This window comes from Vibrio sp. JCM 18905 (genome assembly GCF_055393305.1).
In genome coordinates this window covers 196,801-212,917 of the sequence record NZ_AP043880.1, presented here as the reverse complement: position 1 = coordinate 212,917, position 16,117 = coordinate 196,801, and the positions used below count along the sequence as shown (strand labels likewise).

Here is a 16,117-nt window from a genome sequence, read left to right as displayed (position 1 = left end):
TTGTGTGTTACTCCGGTAGAATCTGTTCCAGCTGCCACAAACTGGTCAGCTCCTCACGCTGGCGAACTAAGTGGCTTTGTTTACCATCCACCATTACTTCTGCCGCTCGGGTACGAGTATTGTAGTTCGAAGACATCACAAAACCATAGGCACCTGCTGAACGAACCGCGAGTAGATCACCTTCTTGCAAAACGAGTGCGCGATCTTTACCCAAGAAGTCACCGGTTTCACAAATAGGGCCAACCAAATCGTAAGTCTGTGCTTCCCCCGTGCGCGGCGAAACTGGCACGATATCTTGCCATGCTTGGTATAGTGCAGGACGCATCAAGTCGTTCATTGCCGCATCGATGATGGCAAAGTTCTTGTGCTCAGTATGTTTTAAAAACTCAACACGCGTTAGCAAGATACCTGCATTCGCAGCAATTGCTCGGCCCGGCTCAAAAATCAGCTCCAAGTCTTGGTGATTTTCAAGACGGCCTAGTAACGCTTTCGCGTAATCTGAAGGCTGAGGTGGTAATTCATCACGATAGACCACACCCAAACCGCCGCCGACATCAAGGTGACGAATGTTAATGCCTTGCGCTTTTAAATCATCAATCAGGGCTAATAAACGGTCTGTCGCGTCGATAAATGGGTCGATATTAGTGAGCTGAGAACCAATGTGGCAGTCGATGCCTTGCACATTCAAGTTCGGCAGGCTTTGCGCGAATTTATAAACATCTGGCGCACGATCAAATGCAATGCCGAATTTATTGTCGCGAAGACCAGTCGAAATGTAAGGGTGTGTTTTCGCGTCGACATCTGGATTGATACGCAGAGAAATTGGCGCAATCACACCAAGCTCACCCGCAACCTTATTCAAACGTTCTAGCTCGGGCTCAGATTCAACGTTGAAACATTTGATACCTAGCTCAAGAGCACGCTTCATTTCTGCAGGTGTTTTCCCAACACCAGAGAAGACGACTTTCTTCGGATCACCGCCTGCGGCAATCACACGCTCAAGTTCACCACCTGATACGATATCAAAGCCCGAACCCAAACGCGCCAGTGCGTTCAATACGCCTAGGTTTGAGTTCGCTTTCACCGCGTAGCAAACTAGATGAGGATGTTGACCCACAGCACTATCAAACGCCTTCCAGTGGCGCTCTAGCGTGGCTCGAGAATATACGTAAAGAGGAGTGCCATATTGCTCTGCAAGAGCTTGAAGTGGGACGTCTTCGGCCCAAAGCTGGCCATCATCCTGATAGTTGAAGTAATCCAAAATTCGCTTCCCTTATTTTATTCGACTGCTGAACCCTAATTTCACCCTAAGGCGCGGTTATTTATTGTGATTGCTCATTCTGTTGAGTGTCATCTGGAATGTATAGTGAGCCAGACTGGCCACATCCCGCTAACGTCGCGGCAACCATCACAAACAACACAGTAACTAATTTTTTCATTTCGCATATCGTGATTATTGAATCAATGCCCCCTATAATCGCACCACACTCAGGAAAAGCAATAGGATAGACGGATGAACGATACTGAATTTCATCAACTGGTGGATGCGCAGATACAAATCATCGAAGAATCCATCGATGATTCAGGCGCAGACATTGATTACGAAGTCACTGGCAACGTAATGACATTGGAATTTGAAGACCGCAGCCAAATCATCATTAACCGCCAAGAGCCGATGCATGAGATCTGGCTAGCGTCCAAATCTGGTGGTTTCCACTTCAAGCTTATTGAAGATAAATGGACCTGCTCAAAAACGGGCATGGAGCTATTTGAAATGGTGAAGCAAGAGTGTGAAAAGCACGCGGGCGAAGCCATTGATTGGGCATAATGTCCGTCAATCGTCACCAAAACAAAAAGAGCACTTCGGTGCTCTTTTTGTTTTTTGATACGGGTTTAATTACGCGTTTACCGCTTTAGTGGGACGATGCGGTGAGCACCCATCATTGCGATAAGGGATGATATAAGCATTGCCCTCTTCAGGATGGATAATCTGGTAGTACTGCGGCAGGTTAAAGTTGATAAATTTCGACGCGACACGACTGTCGTCTTTTACTGATGTGTAAAAGCTGTTCACGGACGAAATCATTTCGTCTTTGGAGCCACTGAACTGGTGATACACTTCAACTTGGTTTGACTCATCCAACACATAAATATTGAAGCCATCTTCGTTATCTTCAAAGAAGAACTGCACCAGACCTTCACTAGCAAAACCATCCACCGCTTCTGGCATTTGATACTCTTGCTCACGATCGAGCATTAATAGCGGCGAGCCTTTAAGTTTGTTAGTAGAAATGCTGCGATAGAAATCAATGGAGTTTTCTAACTTCTGCACCGACACACCACGACGTTCAAAGAACAGCCCGTAAGTTTGGTTACCAAGGCGCATCGCTTTAAAGCGGCGACGTTTTTCTTGCTCTACTGGCTTCAAGCGTAAGTCGATGCATTCCGCTAAAAGCTGGTAGACCATATTACGCATCACACCACGCATGTTCTTCGCATAACAGAACACATCCACCGATTCTGGTGGCAACGCGTCTTGGTGCATTTTGCCCAGAATAGTTTTCAGTGCGTCCAGCATCGCCGTTTCCCCTTTGAAATGCAGCGTACGCACTTCATGCCAGGAGTTACGGTAAACCAAGTCGACACTGCCGACTAAGTTTTTATGTTCCGGACCAAAACTGAAGATATCGGTATTTTTCACATCCACTTTCAGTGAACGGCCCGAAAGCTCTGACGTAGGATCATTTTCAAAGTTGATGAACATCGCTAGCTGGCTGATCTCACATGGGCTCGCTAATGCCTGCATCGTCGGACGGCGCTTACGCAGCGCAAAGGTATTTCGTAAGTCGCTCACCATTTGGTAGAACTTATCGATATCCAGTTGCGCTTCACGCACCACCGCGTGCAAACGAGTCGACTCGGTGATTAAACCATTAAAGAATGCCCAAGAGACTAACTTGCTCAAGTATTCATGATGTTCTAAGTATGGCTGCCCCAAAATGCGGTGCGCGATCAGAGGTTGTTTATAGAGATACCAACCAGACTTGTTCACACCACCATCTTTCACTTCGATGAAGCTTAAATCCGGTTCATGCAAATCAGGGGAAATCTGTGGGTTGAGCAACGTCACTTTGCCCGGCAATACTTCAAAAGCGGCGTAAAGCTTACGAGCCAAAATACTGATGTCTTGCGGGCTGATAGCGGAGGTAATGTCGTTGCGACGCGCAAATTGAATCAAATTACGGTAGCTCTGCATCAACGCATCCAGCAACGCATGATGCACCACTTTTACCTGTTCAACTTTCCAGTTGCGGCGATCATCGAGCTCAGCAACAACGCTGGCATCCCAATCCCATTTTGCAATCATGTCGCTCAGCGCTTCACGGCGCCAAGCCACTGAACCGACATCCGGTTCACGCGACAACTTTTCGTGGGTTTTGAGATAGAAGCAACGGCGCACCAAATCCAAACGAGTGTCGTCTTGGATTCGCTCTAAATAGCGAGTCACTTTTTCCAGCATTAAGTAGTACGCATCCATGCCATAGAGGTCTGGCTCATGGGCAAAGAAACGACGCTTGGTGTCGATGCTTAACAGTTGCGTATGTGGGTATTCCCACGAATAAGCTTCAAGCAGAATGGCTTTTAATACCGATTTGTAGGGAGAATCGATACTTTTGTATAGCTGCCACAAGTTCGAGCCGAAGTACTCTTCAGCAGGAATGCGGTTCAATTTGCCAAAGTCGATCCATTCACTACAGTCAATGTAACCTTCACTGCACAATTGAGAAACGTACTCGTCGTAACACTCTTCCATTTCTGGCGGCACTATTTGCCATAATAAACGCTGTCCAGCAATACGCACCGCGCTGCGATAGAATTCATCAAGCAAAAGTAAGTGCTGAGATGAACCACAGTTATCACCTGTCATCTCTTCAGAATGGTTGCTTCTAAAGCGTTCTTCATCCATTAAGAAGAAGTTCGCCTCCACCCCTTGGCTTTGTGCCCAGTCGGTGATCAGCAAGCATTTATTGGTCAGCAATTCTCGCTCGTCACAATCCATATCTGGCGAAATACACACCCAAATATCTAAATCACTAGAAGTACTTTGACCAATTGATGAGGTACTGCCCATGGTGTATAAGCCCAAGATAGCCGGTTTCTCTGCCGTCTTAAGTGGCTGACCAATCGCGAGTTGAATGTCATCAATGAATTGCTGTTGAATGCTATTTAGCGCCAGCCCATGTACACCAAACGGGACATCGGCATCGTAATAGCCAGGAATCACAGGGTGGTTGTAGTTCAACAAGGCAGGAATCAAGTGGAAGACTTGCTGGCTTTGCGAATCCATAAGCGCCAGCGCGCGATCAACTCGCTGCTGATTCAAATTATCTAGTCGCTGAATGATTTTTTGGGTGTAAGCCTGCAAGGGGAATTCCTTGGTTGAACAATCACGAAAATCTGCTGACGTTTTAAACCAAAACGGCCTAAAAACGTGATCAATTTAACACTTTTATTGGTGCGGGTAAAGTTTCACGCCCACGCACCACTCAGGGTGCAAAACCATACTTTAGTCACAAAATTAATCGCGCGGTAGTGTCGCTCTTATTACCTATTACTAATAATAGTCCTTAGTCTAATTGAGAATCCAGTCACACTATTTTCATAACGTCATGTAATTCCATTCATAGCTCTCAGAGATAACGAACTAACAGTAAGCATTTCTTGATGAGAATGGTAGGATAAACCCAAATCCAAACAGCATTGAGAAGATCATGACACAATCCACACCTATTCGCATTGCAACTCGAAAAAGCCCTCTTGCTTTATGGCAAGCTTACTTTGTCAAAGACGCCCTTCAAGCCGCTCACCCTGGTTTGGAAGTCGAGTTAGTAACCATGGTGACCAAAGGTGACGTGATTTTAGATACACCGCTAGCAAAAGTTGGCGGCAAAGGCTTATTCGTAAAAGAGCTTGAAGTCGCAATGCTAGAAGGCCGTGCAGACCTTGCCGTTCACTCAATGAAGGACGTGCCCGTCGATTTCCCGGAAGGTCTTGGCCTCGTGACCATTTGTGAACGTGAAGACCCTCGTGATGCTTTCGTTTCTAATACCTATAGCAACATTGATGAACTCCCTCAAGGTGCAGTGGTTGGTACTTGCAGTTTGCGCCGTCAATGCCAACTGAAAGAATATCGTCCAGATATCATCATTAAAGAGCTTCGCGGTAATGTGGGCACTCGCCTTGGTAAACTAGATGCGGGTGAATACGATGCGATCATTCTTGCTGCGGCAGGCCTTAAACGATTGAAGCTTGAAGAGCGCATTCGTAACTTTATCGAGCCAGAGCAATCATTACCTGCGGTTGGCCAAGGTGCTGTCGGTATTGAGTGCCGCCTTGACGATGAAAGGCTGCTTAAGCTACTTGAGCCACTTAACCACCAAGACACCGTAGACCGTGTTTTGTGTGAGCGCGCAATGAACCTGACGCTAGAAGGCGGCTGTCAGGTACCTATCGGCAGCTATGCCCTACTAGATGGCGATAACATTTGGCTACGCGCATTAGTTGGCGAACCAGATGGCAGCGAAATTGTTCGTGGTGAAATCCGTGGCCATCGTAAAGACGGCGAAACGTTAGGAGTGCAGTTAGCCAATGAACTACTGGATAACGGCGCTCGTGAAATCCTAACTAAGCTGTACGCAGATCACGAATAATCATGGCAGTGTTGGTCACTCGGCCGGGAGAGCAAGGCAGCGCGCTTTGCTCTCTGCTCGAAAGGCACGGCATTTCTGCATATCACCATCCTCTGATCGACATTGTCGCCGATCTCACGGACACGCACCTCTCTAAACACCTGCATCAAGCTCAAATTGTTATCGCTGTTAGTCGACATGCCGTGCAATGTGCACAGCAAATCTTAGCCAGCAACGAGACATCATGGCCGAAACAAGCCATTTACCTTGCCGTTGGTCAAAAAACAGCACACTATTTAAGCAAATGTACCCAACAGAAAGTACACTATCCCCAAGTCAGTGACAGTGAACATTTATTGCGACTGCCAGAGCTCAATAATGTGGCCCAACAACAGGTTCTTATCCTTCGTGGGAACGGTGGAAGAGAGCTGATCAAAGATGCATTGGTGAGACGTGGCGCAAAAGTTCACTATAGTGAGACTTACAAGAGAGAATTCATCCCATTCGATCCAGTAAGCTGTGTCTCACTATGGAAAACCCTACAAATTGACCAGATCATCGTCACCAGTGGTGAGCAACTGGATTATTTGTGCAGCCAATTGACGTCAGAGCAATTGACTTGGCTTAATCAACAAGAGTTGTATATCCCCAGTCAGCGTATCGCTGATATCGCACTTCAAAGGGGGTTCACTCGGGTGAGATGCACGGGAAGCGCATCCAACCAAGAATTACTGGCGGCTCTCCAGCCCTAGCTACACAGGATATAGGCATGACAAGTAAAAATAACGACCAAAAAAATAACGATAAAAACCTTTCCGAAGAAACCTCATCGGCACCGCTAGCCGAAAAAAACACATCGCAGCAGGATGCGGCCCCTAAAAAAGAACAGCCAAAAGTGGCCGAGCCCCCAAAAACAGCCGAGCCAGCCAAAGTCGAATTTGAAGAAAAACAAGGCAAGCGCGGAGTTAAACTAGGCACAGTAGCTATCATCTTATCGATTATTTTTGGCGGTGGCCTCGCATACAAGCTGCATCAGCAGCAAGCCGATTACCAAGCGCAGATCGCCCAACTAAAAAGTCAGCTAGAAAGCACTCAAGCTTCCATGAAGCAAGAGCTCAGCCGGATACAAGAAGAAACCATCGAGAAAGCAACGACCGTTACACACAAAGCGGAAGTGGTACTTGGACAGCAACAGAAGAGCATTGAAAGCTTACAGCTTGCCGTTGCCGATGTGAAAGGTCGTCGACCAAACGACTGGCTACTTGCTGAAGCCGATTACCTCGTCAAATTAGCAGGTCGTAAACTGTTCTTAGAACATGACGTAGAAAGCGCAACTCAACTAATGGAAAGTGCTGATCAACGCATTGCAGCACTGAATGACCCTAGCCTCGTCAAACTACGTAAAGCAATGGCGAACGATATCACCAAACTTCGTACTATCCCGCTGATTGACCGTGATGGATTGGTACTACGCTTAACTGCTCTGCAACAGCAAGTGGACAAGCTGCCTCTCGCCAATGCACTACTCCCAGAAGCAGAAGCCGTAGAGAACACTGAAGTGTCGGAAGATATTGCAAACTGGCAAGATAACTTAATGACCTCTCTGAAGGACTTTTCAGAAAACTTCATTACCTTCCGCACGCGCGATGGTAACGTCATTCCACTGCTTTCTCCTGAGCAACACTTTTACCTAAAAGAAAACATCAAAGCCAAATTGGAGACAGCAATAAAAGCGGTGTACCAAGAGCAAGGTGAAATTTACACCACGTCTCTAAAAACGGCCGACAAATGGGCATTAGCTTTCTTCAACCAAGACGATAATTCCGTTAAAGAGTTCAACAAAACGGTTAACCAGTTAAGCCAGCAAAACATTCAAGTGGAGTACCCAACGAAGCTGCAAAGTCAGTCTCAACTATCAGATGTCATCCGTGAGCGCCTACGTCGCGAAGTCACAACGATGACAGGTATGGAGGATAAGTAATGTTTCGTCTTATTTTCCTATTTGTTGTACTAGGTGCAGGACTATTTGTTGGCACTCAATTTTCTGGTCAGCAAGGCTATGTACTCATCTCCATCGCTGAGAAAACGATCGAGATGAGCGTAACGACATTGGTCGTATTCGTTATCGCAGCACTCGCAGGTCTTTTTCTACTTGAGTACCTAATTAAAAAGCTAGTTTACGCAAGTTCTACAACATGGAACTACTTCAGTGTGCGCAAAATGCGCCATTCTCGTCGATACACCAATGAAGGCATTATTAAACTCCTAGAAGGAGACTGGAAAGGTGCCGAGAAAAAAGTGACTCGTTGGGCGAATCATCACGATATGCCGCTACTTTGTTACTTAGTCGCATCTGAAGCTGCACAAGGTCAAGGTGATAAAGCAAAACGTGATCACTATCTAGAGCTAGCGAGCCAACAAGAGAACGCCCATCTCGCAGTAGAACTGACTCGAGCGAAACAATTTATCCGCGACAACGAGTTCGAGGCTGCTTTCGATACTTTGCAATCGTTAAAAGGTCAGTATGCGAGTAATTCGATTGTATTGAACTTGCTGAAAACAACGTACATGCAGCTAAAATTGTGGCAACCTCTTATTGACCTCTTGCCACAACTCACCAAAGCAAAACTCATCACGGAAGAAGAACACGCAGAGCTGATTCAAAAGGCGCAATGCGGCTTACTCCATGAAGTGGCACAGCAGCAAGGTAGCGAAGGGCTTATCTCTCATTGGAATGGCCTTGCACGCAAAGTAAAACAAGACACACACCTAGTCGCCTGTTTTGCTCGTGAGTTGATAGCCCGGAAAGCAGATGCTGAAGCCTTTACTGTGCTAAAAGAAGCATTGAAAAAACAACCGGCTCCTGAGCTTTATCAACTACTGCCAGATCTAAACCTGCCAGATATCCACCCTGTCGTGGTTTTCTTAGAGGGAGTAGTGAAGAAAGAGCCAGATAACGCCGCTGCGCATAGCGCATTAGCGCACTTCTATTTCCGTCAAGAGAAGTGGCAAGAAGCCCAAGACCACTTTGAGATCGCCTTAAAGCTTCGCTCTGACGTCTCTGATTATGCATTCCTAGCAGATACACTAGAGAAGCAGAATCTAACTAAAGCCGCTCACGAAGTCTCTCGTAAAGCTCTCACGCTCGTCCAGAACGACTAAGTAGCGGTCATCTAACCAAGCCGGCAGTTTACTGTCGGCTTTTTTATTGCCTGTCACTCATCAACACTACACAAACCTGCAATATCCACTAGAGCTAATGCCCTGTAATCGCCTAAACTTCTTTGGGAAGCCCCAGCAAAGCTTCTTTAGTTCGTTCCCAGAAGCACTCCATTAAGCTCACTAAAAGCCTCTAAAAGATAGCTTACTCACTTTCTTCAAGGCGAACAACCAAATATAAGTTTCTAGGAAGGAGCTCTACTAACAAAATACAGGTAACTTGAAATAGTGCAGGAAGCAAAATAGGTACATAAGCTCCGATACTCTCCATTCTCTTCAATGAAGGGCTGTCCTATACAATGCTTAGAGCGTGTTTATTGTACCAACTAGGGCAAGATAGCGAAGAGCCATTAGGTAACACTAAGAGCGCTAACGCACGTAACATCGAGTAAAGAGTAAAAACAAGTCTCTTGTTAACAGAAACACTTCACCCTTAGAGGTAAGAATGCCAATACTCAGACTTGATGGTTCTCGTTAGAAGATAAAGTTATAGACTTCTGTCGCTGCACAACCCGTGGATAACGAGAACGCGCTTAAAGCAAGGCTTCTCAAGTGACATAGTGCAGGGATACCTAGTCCGGGGATACGATCAGCTAAGGGATTGATTCCAGTCCCTAACGAATTTCCAAGCGTCAGAAACGAAGAAAGCCTCGCTATTTCTAGCGAGGCTTCTGAATAGTGGCGGAGAGATAGGGATTTGAACCCTAGATACGCTATTAACGTATGCCGGTTTTCAAGACCGGTGCTTTCAACCACTCAGCCATCTCTCCACAAATTGTCATCAACAGATTAGTACACTGATGATGTTGTTACTTGTCTATGCAAATAACGATATTTAAAGCCTGGCGATGTCCTACTCTCACATGGGGAAGCCCCACACTACCATCGGCGCTATTTCGTTTCACTTCTGAGTTCGGCATGGAAATCAGGTGGGTCCAAAACGCTATGGTCGCCAAGCAAATTCTTTAATTCGGAAAGCTGTTTTCGTTCTTACACATTCAATGTTCTTTCATTGAGTCCATCAAAACCCCTTGGGTGTTGTATGGTTAAGCCTCACGGGCAATTAGTACAGGTTAGCTCAACGCCTCACAACGCTTACACACCCTGCCTATCAACGTCGTAGTCTACGACAACCCTTTAGGATACTTAAAGTATCAGGGAGAACTCATCTCAAGGCTCGCTTCCCGCTTAGATGCTTTCAGCGGTTATCGATCCCGAACTTAGCTACCGGGCAATGCGTCTGGCGACACAACCCGAACACCAGAGGTTCGTCCACTCCGGTCCTCTCGTACTAGGAGCAGCCCCTTTCAATTCTCCAACGCCCACGGCAGATAGGGACCGAACTGTCTCACGACGTTCTAAACCCAGCTCGCGTACCACTTTAAATGGCGAACAGCCATACCCTTGGGACCGACTTCAGCCCCAGGATGTGATGAGCCGACATCGAGGTGCCAAACACCGCCGTCGATATGAACTCTTGGGCGGTATCAGCCTGTTATCCCCGGAGTACCTTTTATCCGTTGAGCGATGGCCCTTCCATTCAGAACCACCGGATCACTATGACCTGCTTTCGCACCTGCTCGAATTGTCATTCTCGCAGTCAAGCGGGCTTATGCCATTGCACTAACCTCACGATGTCCAACCGTGATTAGCCCACCTTCGTGCTCCTCCGTTACGCTTTGGGAGGAGACCGCCCCAGTCAAACTACCCACCAGGCACTGTCCGCAACCCCGATGAGGGGTCGACGTTAGAACATCAACACTACAAGGGTGGTATTTCAAGGACGGCTCCACGCAATCTAGCGACTGCGCTTCAAAGCCTCCCACCTATCCTACACATGTAGGGTCAATGTTCAGTGCCAAGCTGTAGTAAAGGTTCACGGGGTCTTTCCGTCTAGCCGCGGGTACACTGCATCTTCACAGCGATTTCAATTTCACTGAGTCTCGGGTGGAGACAGCGTGGCCATCATTACGCCATTCGTGCAGGTCGGAACTTACCCGACAAGGAATTTCGCTACCTTAGGACCGTTATAGTTACGGCCGCCGTTTACCGGGGCTTCGATCAAGAGCTTCGACCGAAGTCTAACCCCATCAATTAACCTTCCGGCACCGGGCAGGCGTCACACCGTATACGTCATCTTGCGATTTTGCACAGTGCTGTGTTTTTAATAAACAGTTGCAGCCACCTGGTATCTGCGACTCTCAATAGCTCCATCCGCGAGGGACTTCACCGTCGAGAGCGTACCTTCTCCCGAAGTTACGGTACCATTTTGCCTAGTTCCTTCACCCGAGTTCTCTCAAGCGCCTTGGTATTCTCTACCCGACCACCTGTGTCGGTTTGGGGTACGATTCCTTACAATCTGAAGCTTAGAGGCTTTTCCTGGAAGCATGGCATCAATGACTTCACATCCGTAGATGCTCGACGTCGTGTCTCAGCCTTAAGAAGAGCCGGATTTACCTAACTCTTCAGCCTACGCACTTGAACCTGGACAACCGTCGCCAGGCCCACCTAGCCTTCTCCGTCCCCCCATCGCAATTGTAAGAAGTACGGGAATATTAACCCGTTTCCCATCGACTACGCCTTTCGGCCTCGCCTTAGGGGTCGACTTACCCTGCCCCGATTAACGTTGGACAGGAACCCTTGGTCTTCCGGCGAGGAGGTTTTTCACCCCCTTTATCGTTACTCATGTCAGCATTCGCACTTCTGATACGTCCAGCATGCGTTACCACACACCTTCAACCGCTTACAGAACGCTCCCCTACCCAATGCACAAAAGTGCATTGCCGCAGCTTCGGTTTACTACTTAGCCCCGTTACATCTTCCGCGCAGGCCGACTCGACCAGTGAGCTATTACGCTTTCTTTAAATGATGGCTGCTTCTAAGCCAACATCCTGGCTGTCTGAGCCTTCCCACATCGTTTCCCACTTAGTAGTAATTTGGGACCTTAGCTGGCGGTCTGGGTTGTTTCCCTCTCCACGACGGACGTTAGCACCCGCCGTGTGTCTCCCGGATAGTACTTACTGGTATTCGGAGTTTGCAAAGGGTTGGTAAGTCGGGATGACCCCCTAGCCTTAACAGTGCTCTACCCCCAGTAGTATTCGTCCGAGGCGCTACCTAAATAGCTTTCGGGGAGAACCAGCTATCTCCAGGTTTGATTGGCCTTTCACCCCTAGCCACAAGTCATCCGCTAATTTTTCAACATTAGTCGGTTCGGTCCTCCAGTTGATGTTACTCAACCTTCAACCTGCCCATGGCTAGATCACCTGGTTTCGGGTCTATATCCAGAGACTAAAACGCCCAGTTAAGACTCGGTTTCCCTACGGCTCCCCTAGATGGTTAACCTTGCCACTGAATATAAGTCGCTGACCCATTATACAAAAGGTACGCAGTCACAGGACAAAGCCTGCTCCTACTGCTTGTACGTACACGGTTTCAGGTTCTATTTCACTCCCCTCACAGGGGTTCTTTTCGCCTTTCCCTCACGGTACTGGTTCACTATCGGTCAGTCAGTAGTATTTAGCCTTGGAGGATGGTCCCCCCATATTCAGACAGGATATCACGTGTCCCGCCCTACTCGATTTCACTGAATATGCGTCGTCAGTTACGGGGCTATCACCCTGTATCGCCAAGCTTTCCAGCTTGTTCACCTGACGCCTATAAAGCTTAAGGGCTAGTCCAATTTCGCTCGCCGCTACTTTCGGAATCTCGGTTGATTTCTTTTCCTCGGGGTACTTAGATGTTTCAGTTCCCCCGGTTCGCCTCGTTATGCTATGTATTCACATAACGATACTTACTTATGTAAGTGGGTTTCCCCATTCGGAAATCCCAGACTCAAGTGGTTTTTACTACCTAATCTGGGCTTATCGCAAGTTAATACGTCCTTCATCGCCTCTGACTGCCAAGGCATCCACCGTGTACGCTTAGTCACTTAACCATACAACCCGAAGGAGTTTCGAGTTGATGTTCAAATCACCAAAGTTGTCTCTCATTATTTGAATGAGCGAGAGACATTCGATTTTGCCGGACTCAAATTCCAAGAACACTTGAATGTGTTTTTAGTTGTATTCATAAATGAATACTTTGAGAACTTTACAAACAACAATAAATTGTTATTTTGTCAGCTTTCCAAATTGTTAAAGAGCTAGATTTTCTGATGAAAACCATTTTTAAAGATTCTTTTTCAAGAACACTTAAAGATGGTGGAGCTATGCGGGATCGAACCGCAGACCTCCTGCGTGCAAGGCAGGCGCTCTCCCAGCTGAGCTATAGCCCCATCAAGGTGTCGATACTGTATGCCAATTCCTTGGGAAGGAAATTGGTGGGTCTGAGTGGACTCGAACCACCGACCTCTCGCTTATCAGGCGAACGCTCTAACCACCTGAGCTACAGACCCAGTATCGTCTCTTTACTTTATAAACCGTATCAATCTGTGTGAACACTCATCGCAATAATCATCGTATAAGGAGGTGATCCAGCGCCAGGTTCCCCTAGCGCTACCTTGTTACGACTTCACCCCAGTCATGAACCACAAAGTGGTAAGCGTCCCCCCGAAGGTTAAACTACCTACTTCTTTTGCAGCCCACTCCCATGGTGTGACGGGCGGTGTGTACAAGGCCCGGGAACGTATTCACCGTGGCATTCTGATCCACGATTACTAGCGATTCCGACTTCATGGAGTCGAGTTGCAGACTCCAATCCGGACTACGACGCACTTTTTGGGATTCGCTCACTTTCGCAAGTTGGCCGCCCTCTGTATGCGCCATTGTAGCACGTGTGTAGCCCTACTCGTAAGGGCCATGATGACTTGACGTCGTCCCCACCTTCCTCCGGTTTATCACCGGCAGTCTCCCTGGAGTTCCCGACATTACTCGCTGGCAAACAAGGATAAGGGTTGCGCTCGTTGCGGGACTTAACCCAACATTTCACAACACGAGCTGACGACAGCCATGCAGCACCTGTCTCAGAGCTCCCGAAGGCACCAATCCATCTCTGGAAAGTTCTCTGGATGTCAAGAGTAGGTAAGGTTCTTCGCGTTGCATCGAATTAAACCACATGCTCCACCGCTTGTGCGGGCCCCCGTCAATTCATTTGAGTTTTAATCTTGCGACCGTACTCCCCAGGCGGTCTACTTAACGCGTTAGCTCCGAAAGCCACGGCTCAAGGCCACAACCTCCAAGTAGACATCGTTTACGGCGTGGACTACCAGGGTATCTAATCCTGTTTGCTCCCCACGCTTTCGCATCTGAGTGTCAGTATCTGTCCAGGGGGCCGCCTTCGCCACCGGTATTCCTTCAGATCTCTACGCATTTCACCGCTACACCTGAAATTCTACCCCCCTCTACAGTACTCTAGTCTGCCAGTTTCAAATGCTATTCCGAGGTTGAGCCCCGGGCTTTCACATCTGACTTAACAAACCACCTGCATGCGCTTTACGCCCAGTAATTCCGATTAACGCTCGCACCCTCCGTATTACCGCGGCTGCTGGCACGGAGTTAGCCGGTGCTTCTTCTGTCGCTAACGTCAAACGATGCAGCTATTAACTACAACGCCTTCCTCACGACTGAAAGTGCTTTACAACCCGAAGGCCTTCTTCACACACGCGGCATGGCTGCATCAGGCTTGCGCCCATTGTGCAATATTCCCCACTGCTGCCTCCCGTAGGAGTCTGGACCGTGTCTCAGTTCCAGTGTGGCTGATCATCCTCTCAGACCAGCTAGGGATCGTTGCCTTGGTGAGCCCTTACCTCACCAACTAGCTAATCCCACCTAGGCATATCCTGACGCGAGAGGCCCGAAGGTCCCCCTCTTTGGCCCGTAGGCATCATGCGGTATTAGCCATCGTTTCCAATGGTTATCCCCCACATCAGGGCAATTTCCTAGGCATTACTCACCCGTCCGCCGCTCGACGCCGTTATCGTTCCCCGAAGGTTCAGATAACTCGTTTCCGCTCGACTTGCATGTGTTAGGCCTGCCGCCAGCGTTCAATCTGAGCCATGATCAAACTCTTCAATTTAAGATTTTGTCGGCTCAATGAATACTGAACATTACATAAGTAATGTTTGAATTGACTGTGCTGAATCCGAAGATTCAATGGTCACTTCGTATCATTGAAACCTAATTTGATACCGAAGTATCGAATTGGATTATCATCAACGAGTGCCCACACAGATTGATAGGTCTATATTGTTAAAGAGCTTGCTTTACGAGAAGTTTTTCTCTCAAAGCGGAGGTGCATTCTAGCGATTTAATTGGCAGTGTCAAACACTTTTTCAATTTTATTTTCGCAGAAGCTTTTTACCTCTCCGACCCTGCTGAAGCCTTATCGCCTCTGCCGTGTCGGTGGATGCGCATTATAGGGAACTCAGATCCGTTCGCAACCCTTTTTTGGAAAAAAATGGGAAAAACCGACTGTTCGATGACTATTTCATCAAAAAAGCAAAAAAGAGGGTAAAAAACCCTCTTTTTCTGCCTCACAAGCCGTATTTAAATGAATGCGTACGCGTCTGCGAACATACGTTCGCTCTTCGCTTTCTTGTTCTGAGTGAACTGTTCACGTGCTGCGCCAGCCATTTCGAATCGACCTGCAATATAGATATCGTAGTTTTCTAAGCTTTCGAAATCTTCACTCACCGCTTGTAGCACGTTACCAACCTTACCTTGCCAATCAGCAGGTGCTTCTTCTACAACTGGAACAAAGTGAACGTTAGTAAACTTATCGGCGATCTCGATCAGTTCTTCTTTTGCATAAAGTTGGCAGTTATCGCGCGCACCCCAATATAGATAGATAGGGTTGGTTTTATTCTGCGCGACGCAGTGATCCAGAATCGAGCGCACGTAACTAAAACCTGTACCACCAGCAATTAATAATAGTGGACGTTCACTTTCTTCTTGAACCCAAGCGTCACCATGCGGGGCATCAATTTCAATCTGACCATCAGTTTCAAGCGCCGCTTGCATTGCTTCGACAACTTCTTGAGCGTAAGCGTTGTGTTCCGCCGCACCGATATGCAGTTCAAGTTCACCTTCATGACGGCAAGGGCTGCTCGCGATAGAGAAAGGACGTTTGTCTTTTTCACCCATCACCACCATTAGGTACTGACCCGCTTTAAAAGGCACTGGTGATTCTGGATGAAGAAGGATTTGGTAAGTATTACAAGCTAACGGCTGAATAGACTTTACTTTACATTGGATGGTCATGGTGTTCCTCTC

The 16,117-nt window shown here is 47.6% G+C and carries 9 protein-coding genes, 3 tRNA genes and 3 rRNA genes; 5 read left to right on the top strand and 10 right to left on the bottom strand.

Annotation, left to right across the window (positions count from 1 at the left end):
- Positions 1 to 7: 7 nt before the first annotated feature.
- Positions 8 to 1,261, bottom strand: a complete 1,254-nt coding sequence (lysA, locus tag ACZ5ZC_RS17620; RefSeq protein ID WP_006743007.1) for a diaminopimelate decarboxylase — start codon at positions 1,259 to 1,261, stop codon at positions 8 to 10.
- Positions 1,262 to 1,322: 61 nt separating this feature from the next.
- Positions 1,323 to 1,439, bottom strand: a complete 117-nt coding sequence (gene lptM, locus ACZ5ZC_RS17615; RefSeq protein ID WP_005378746.1) for an LPS translocon maturation chaperone LptM — start codon at positions 1,437 to 1,439, stop codon at positions 1,323 to 1,325.
- 74 nt (positions 1,440 to 1,513) lie between these two features.
- Here lptM and cyaY point away from each other — a divergent pair, with 74 nt between their 5' ends.
- Positions 1,514 to 1,828: an iron donor protein CyaY gene (cyaY, locus tag ACZ5ZC_RS17610; protein ID WP_054868105.1), complete on the top strand. Its 315-nt coding sequence runs from the start codon at positions 1,514 to 1,516 to the stop codon at positions 1,826 to 1,828.
- A 69-nt stretch (positions 1,829 to 1,897) separates the two neighbouring features.
- On the opposite strand, the gene ACZ5ZC_RS17605 is transcribed toward cyaY, so the two are convergent.
- On the bottom strand, positions 1,898 to 4,426 hold the full coding sequence (locus ACZ5ZC_RS17605) for a class I adenylate cyclase (protein ID WP_005393844.1): 2,529 nt from the start codon (positions 4,424 to 4,426) through the stop codon (positions 1,898 to 1,900).
- 346 nt (positions 4,427 to 4,772) lie between these two features.
- On the opposite strand from ACZ5ZC_RS17605, the gene hemC reads away from it, so the two are divergent.
- The 4 genes from hemC to ACZ5ZC_RS17585 are packed head-to-tail and all read left to right on the top strand — an operon-like array spanning position 4,773 to position 8,852.
- Complete coding sequence (gene hemC, locus ACZ5ZC_RS17600; protein ID WP_464932164.1) at positions 4,773 to 5,711, top strand: hydroxymethylbilane synthase; 939 nt, start codon at positions 4,773 to 4,775, stop codon at positions 5,709 to 5,711.
- Between the two features lie 2 nt (positions 5,712 to 5,713).
- Positions 5,714 to 6,442 (top strand): uroporphyrinogen-III synthase, encoded by a 729-nt coding sequence (locus ACZ5ZC_RS17595; protein WP_074190035.1) that lies wholly within the window; start codon positions 5,714 to 5,716, stop codon positions 6,440 to 6,442.
- Between the two features lie 17 nt (positions 6,443 to 6,459).
- Positions 6,460 to 7,671: a uroporphyrinogen-III C-methyltransferase gene (locus ACZ5ZC_RS17590; protein ID WP_464932163.1), complete on the top strand. Its 1,212-nt coding sequence runs from the start codon at positions 6,460 to 6,462 to the stop codon at positions 7,669 to 7,671.
- Positions 7,671 to 8,852 (top strand): heme biosynthesis protein HemY, encoded by a 1,182-nt coding sequence (locus ACZ5ZC_RS17585; RefSeq protein ID WP_005393852.1) that lies wholly within the window; start codon positions 7,671 to 7,673, stop codon positions 8,850 to 8,852. The genes ACZ5ZC_RS17590 and ACZ5ZC_RS17585 overlap by 1 nt, the downstream gene beginning before the upstream one ends.
- A gap of 736 nt (positions 8,853 to 9,588) precedes the next feature.
- Here ACZ5ZC_RS17585 and ACZ5ZC_RS17580 read toward each other — a convergent pair.
- The 7 genes from ACZ5ZC_RS17580 to fre all read right to left on the bottom strand — a co-directional run bounded on the left by ACZ5ZC_RS17580 (position 9,589) and on the right by fre (position 16,105).
- Positions 9,589 to 9,679 (bottom strand) — tRNA-Ser (locus ACZ5ZC_RS17580).
- A gap of 70 nt (positions 9,680 to 9,749) precedes the next feature.
- Positions 9,750 to 9,866: ribosomal RNA gene (gene rrf / locus ACZ5ZC_RS17575) — 5S ribosomal RNA — on the bottom strand.
- Between the two features lie 85 nt (positions 9,867 to 9,951).
- A 23S ribosomal RNA gene (locus ACZ5ZC_RS17570) occupies positions 9,952 to 12,843 on the bottom strand.
- A gap of 263 nt (positions 12,844 to 13,106) precedes the next feature.
- Positions 13,107 to 13,182, bottom strand: a tRNA-Ala gene (locus ACZ5ZC_RS17565).
- Between the two features lie 43 nt (positions 13,183 to 13,225).
- Positions 13,226 to 13,302, bottom strand: a tRNA-Ile gene (locus ACZ5ZC_RS17560).
- A gap of 66 nt (positions 13,303 to 13,368) precedes the next feature.
- Positions 13,369 to 14,921 (bottom strand): 16S ribosomal RNA (locus ACZ5ZC_RS17555).
- The 16S, 23S and 5S rRNA genes sit together here with 3 tRNA genes alongside, the layout of an rRNA operon.
- Positions 14,922 to 15,391: 470 nt before the next feature.
- A complete protein-coding gene (gene fre / locus ACZ5ZC_RS17550) occupies positions 15,392 to 16,105 on the bottom strand; it encodes an NAD(P)H-flavin reductase (protein WP_074190854.1) in 714 nt (237 codons plus the stop codon).
- Between the last annotated feature and the right edge of the window lie 12 nt (positions 16,106 to 16,117).

Excerpts from the sequence above, each read along its gene's own strand:
- lptM (WP_005378746.1), bottom strand. The coding sequence starts at position 1,439 with ATGAAAAAATTAGTTACTGTGTTGTTTGTGATGGTTGCCGCGACGTTA.
- cyaY (WP_054868105.1), top strand. The coding sequence starts at position 1,514 with ATGAACGATACTGAATTTCATCAACTGGTGGATGCGCAGATACAAATC.
- hemC (WP_464932164.1), top strand. The coding sequence starts at position 4,773 with ATGACACAATCCACACCTATTCGCATTGCAACTCGAAAAAGCCCTCTT.
- ACZ5ZC_RS17595 (WP_074190035.1), top strand. The coding sequence starts at position 5,714 with ATGGCAGTGTTGGTCACTCGGCCGGGAGAGCAAGGCAGCGCGCTTTGC.
- ACZ5ZC_RS17590 (WP_464932163.1), top strand. The coding sequence starts at position 6,460 with ATGACAAGTAAAAATAACGACCAAAAAAATAACGATAAAAACCTTTCC.
- ACZ5ZC_RS17585 (WP_005393852.1), top strand. The coding sequence starts at position 7,671 with ATGTTTCGTCTTATTTTCCTATTTGTTGTACTAGGTGCAGGACTATTT.
- fre (WP_074190854.1), bottom strand. The coding sequence starts at position 16,105 with ATGACCATCCAATGTAAAGTAAAGTCTATTCAGCCGTTAGCTTGTAAT.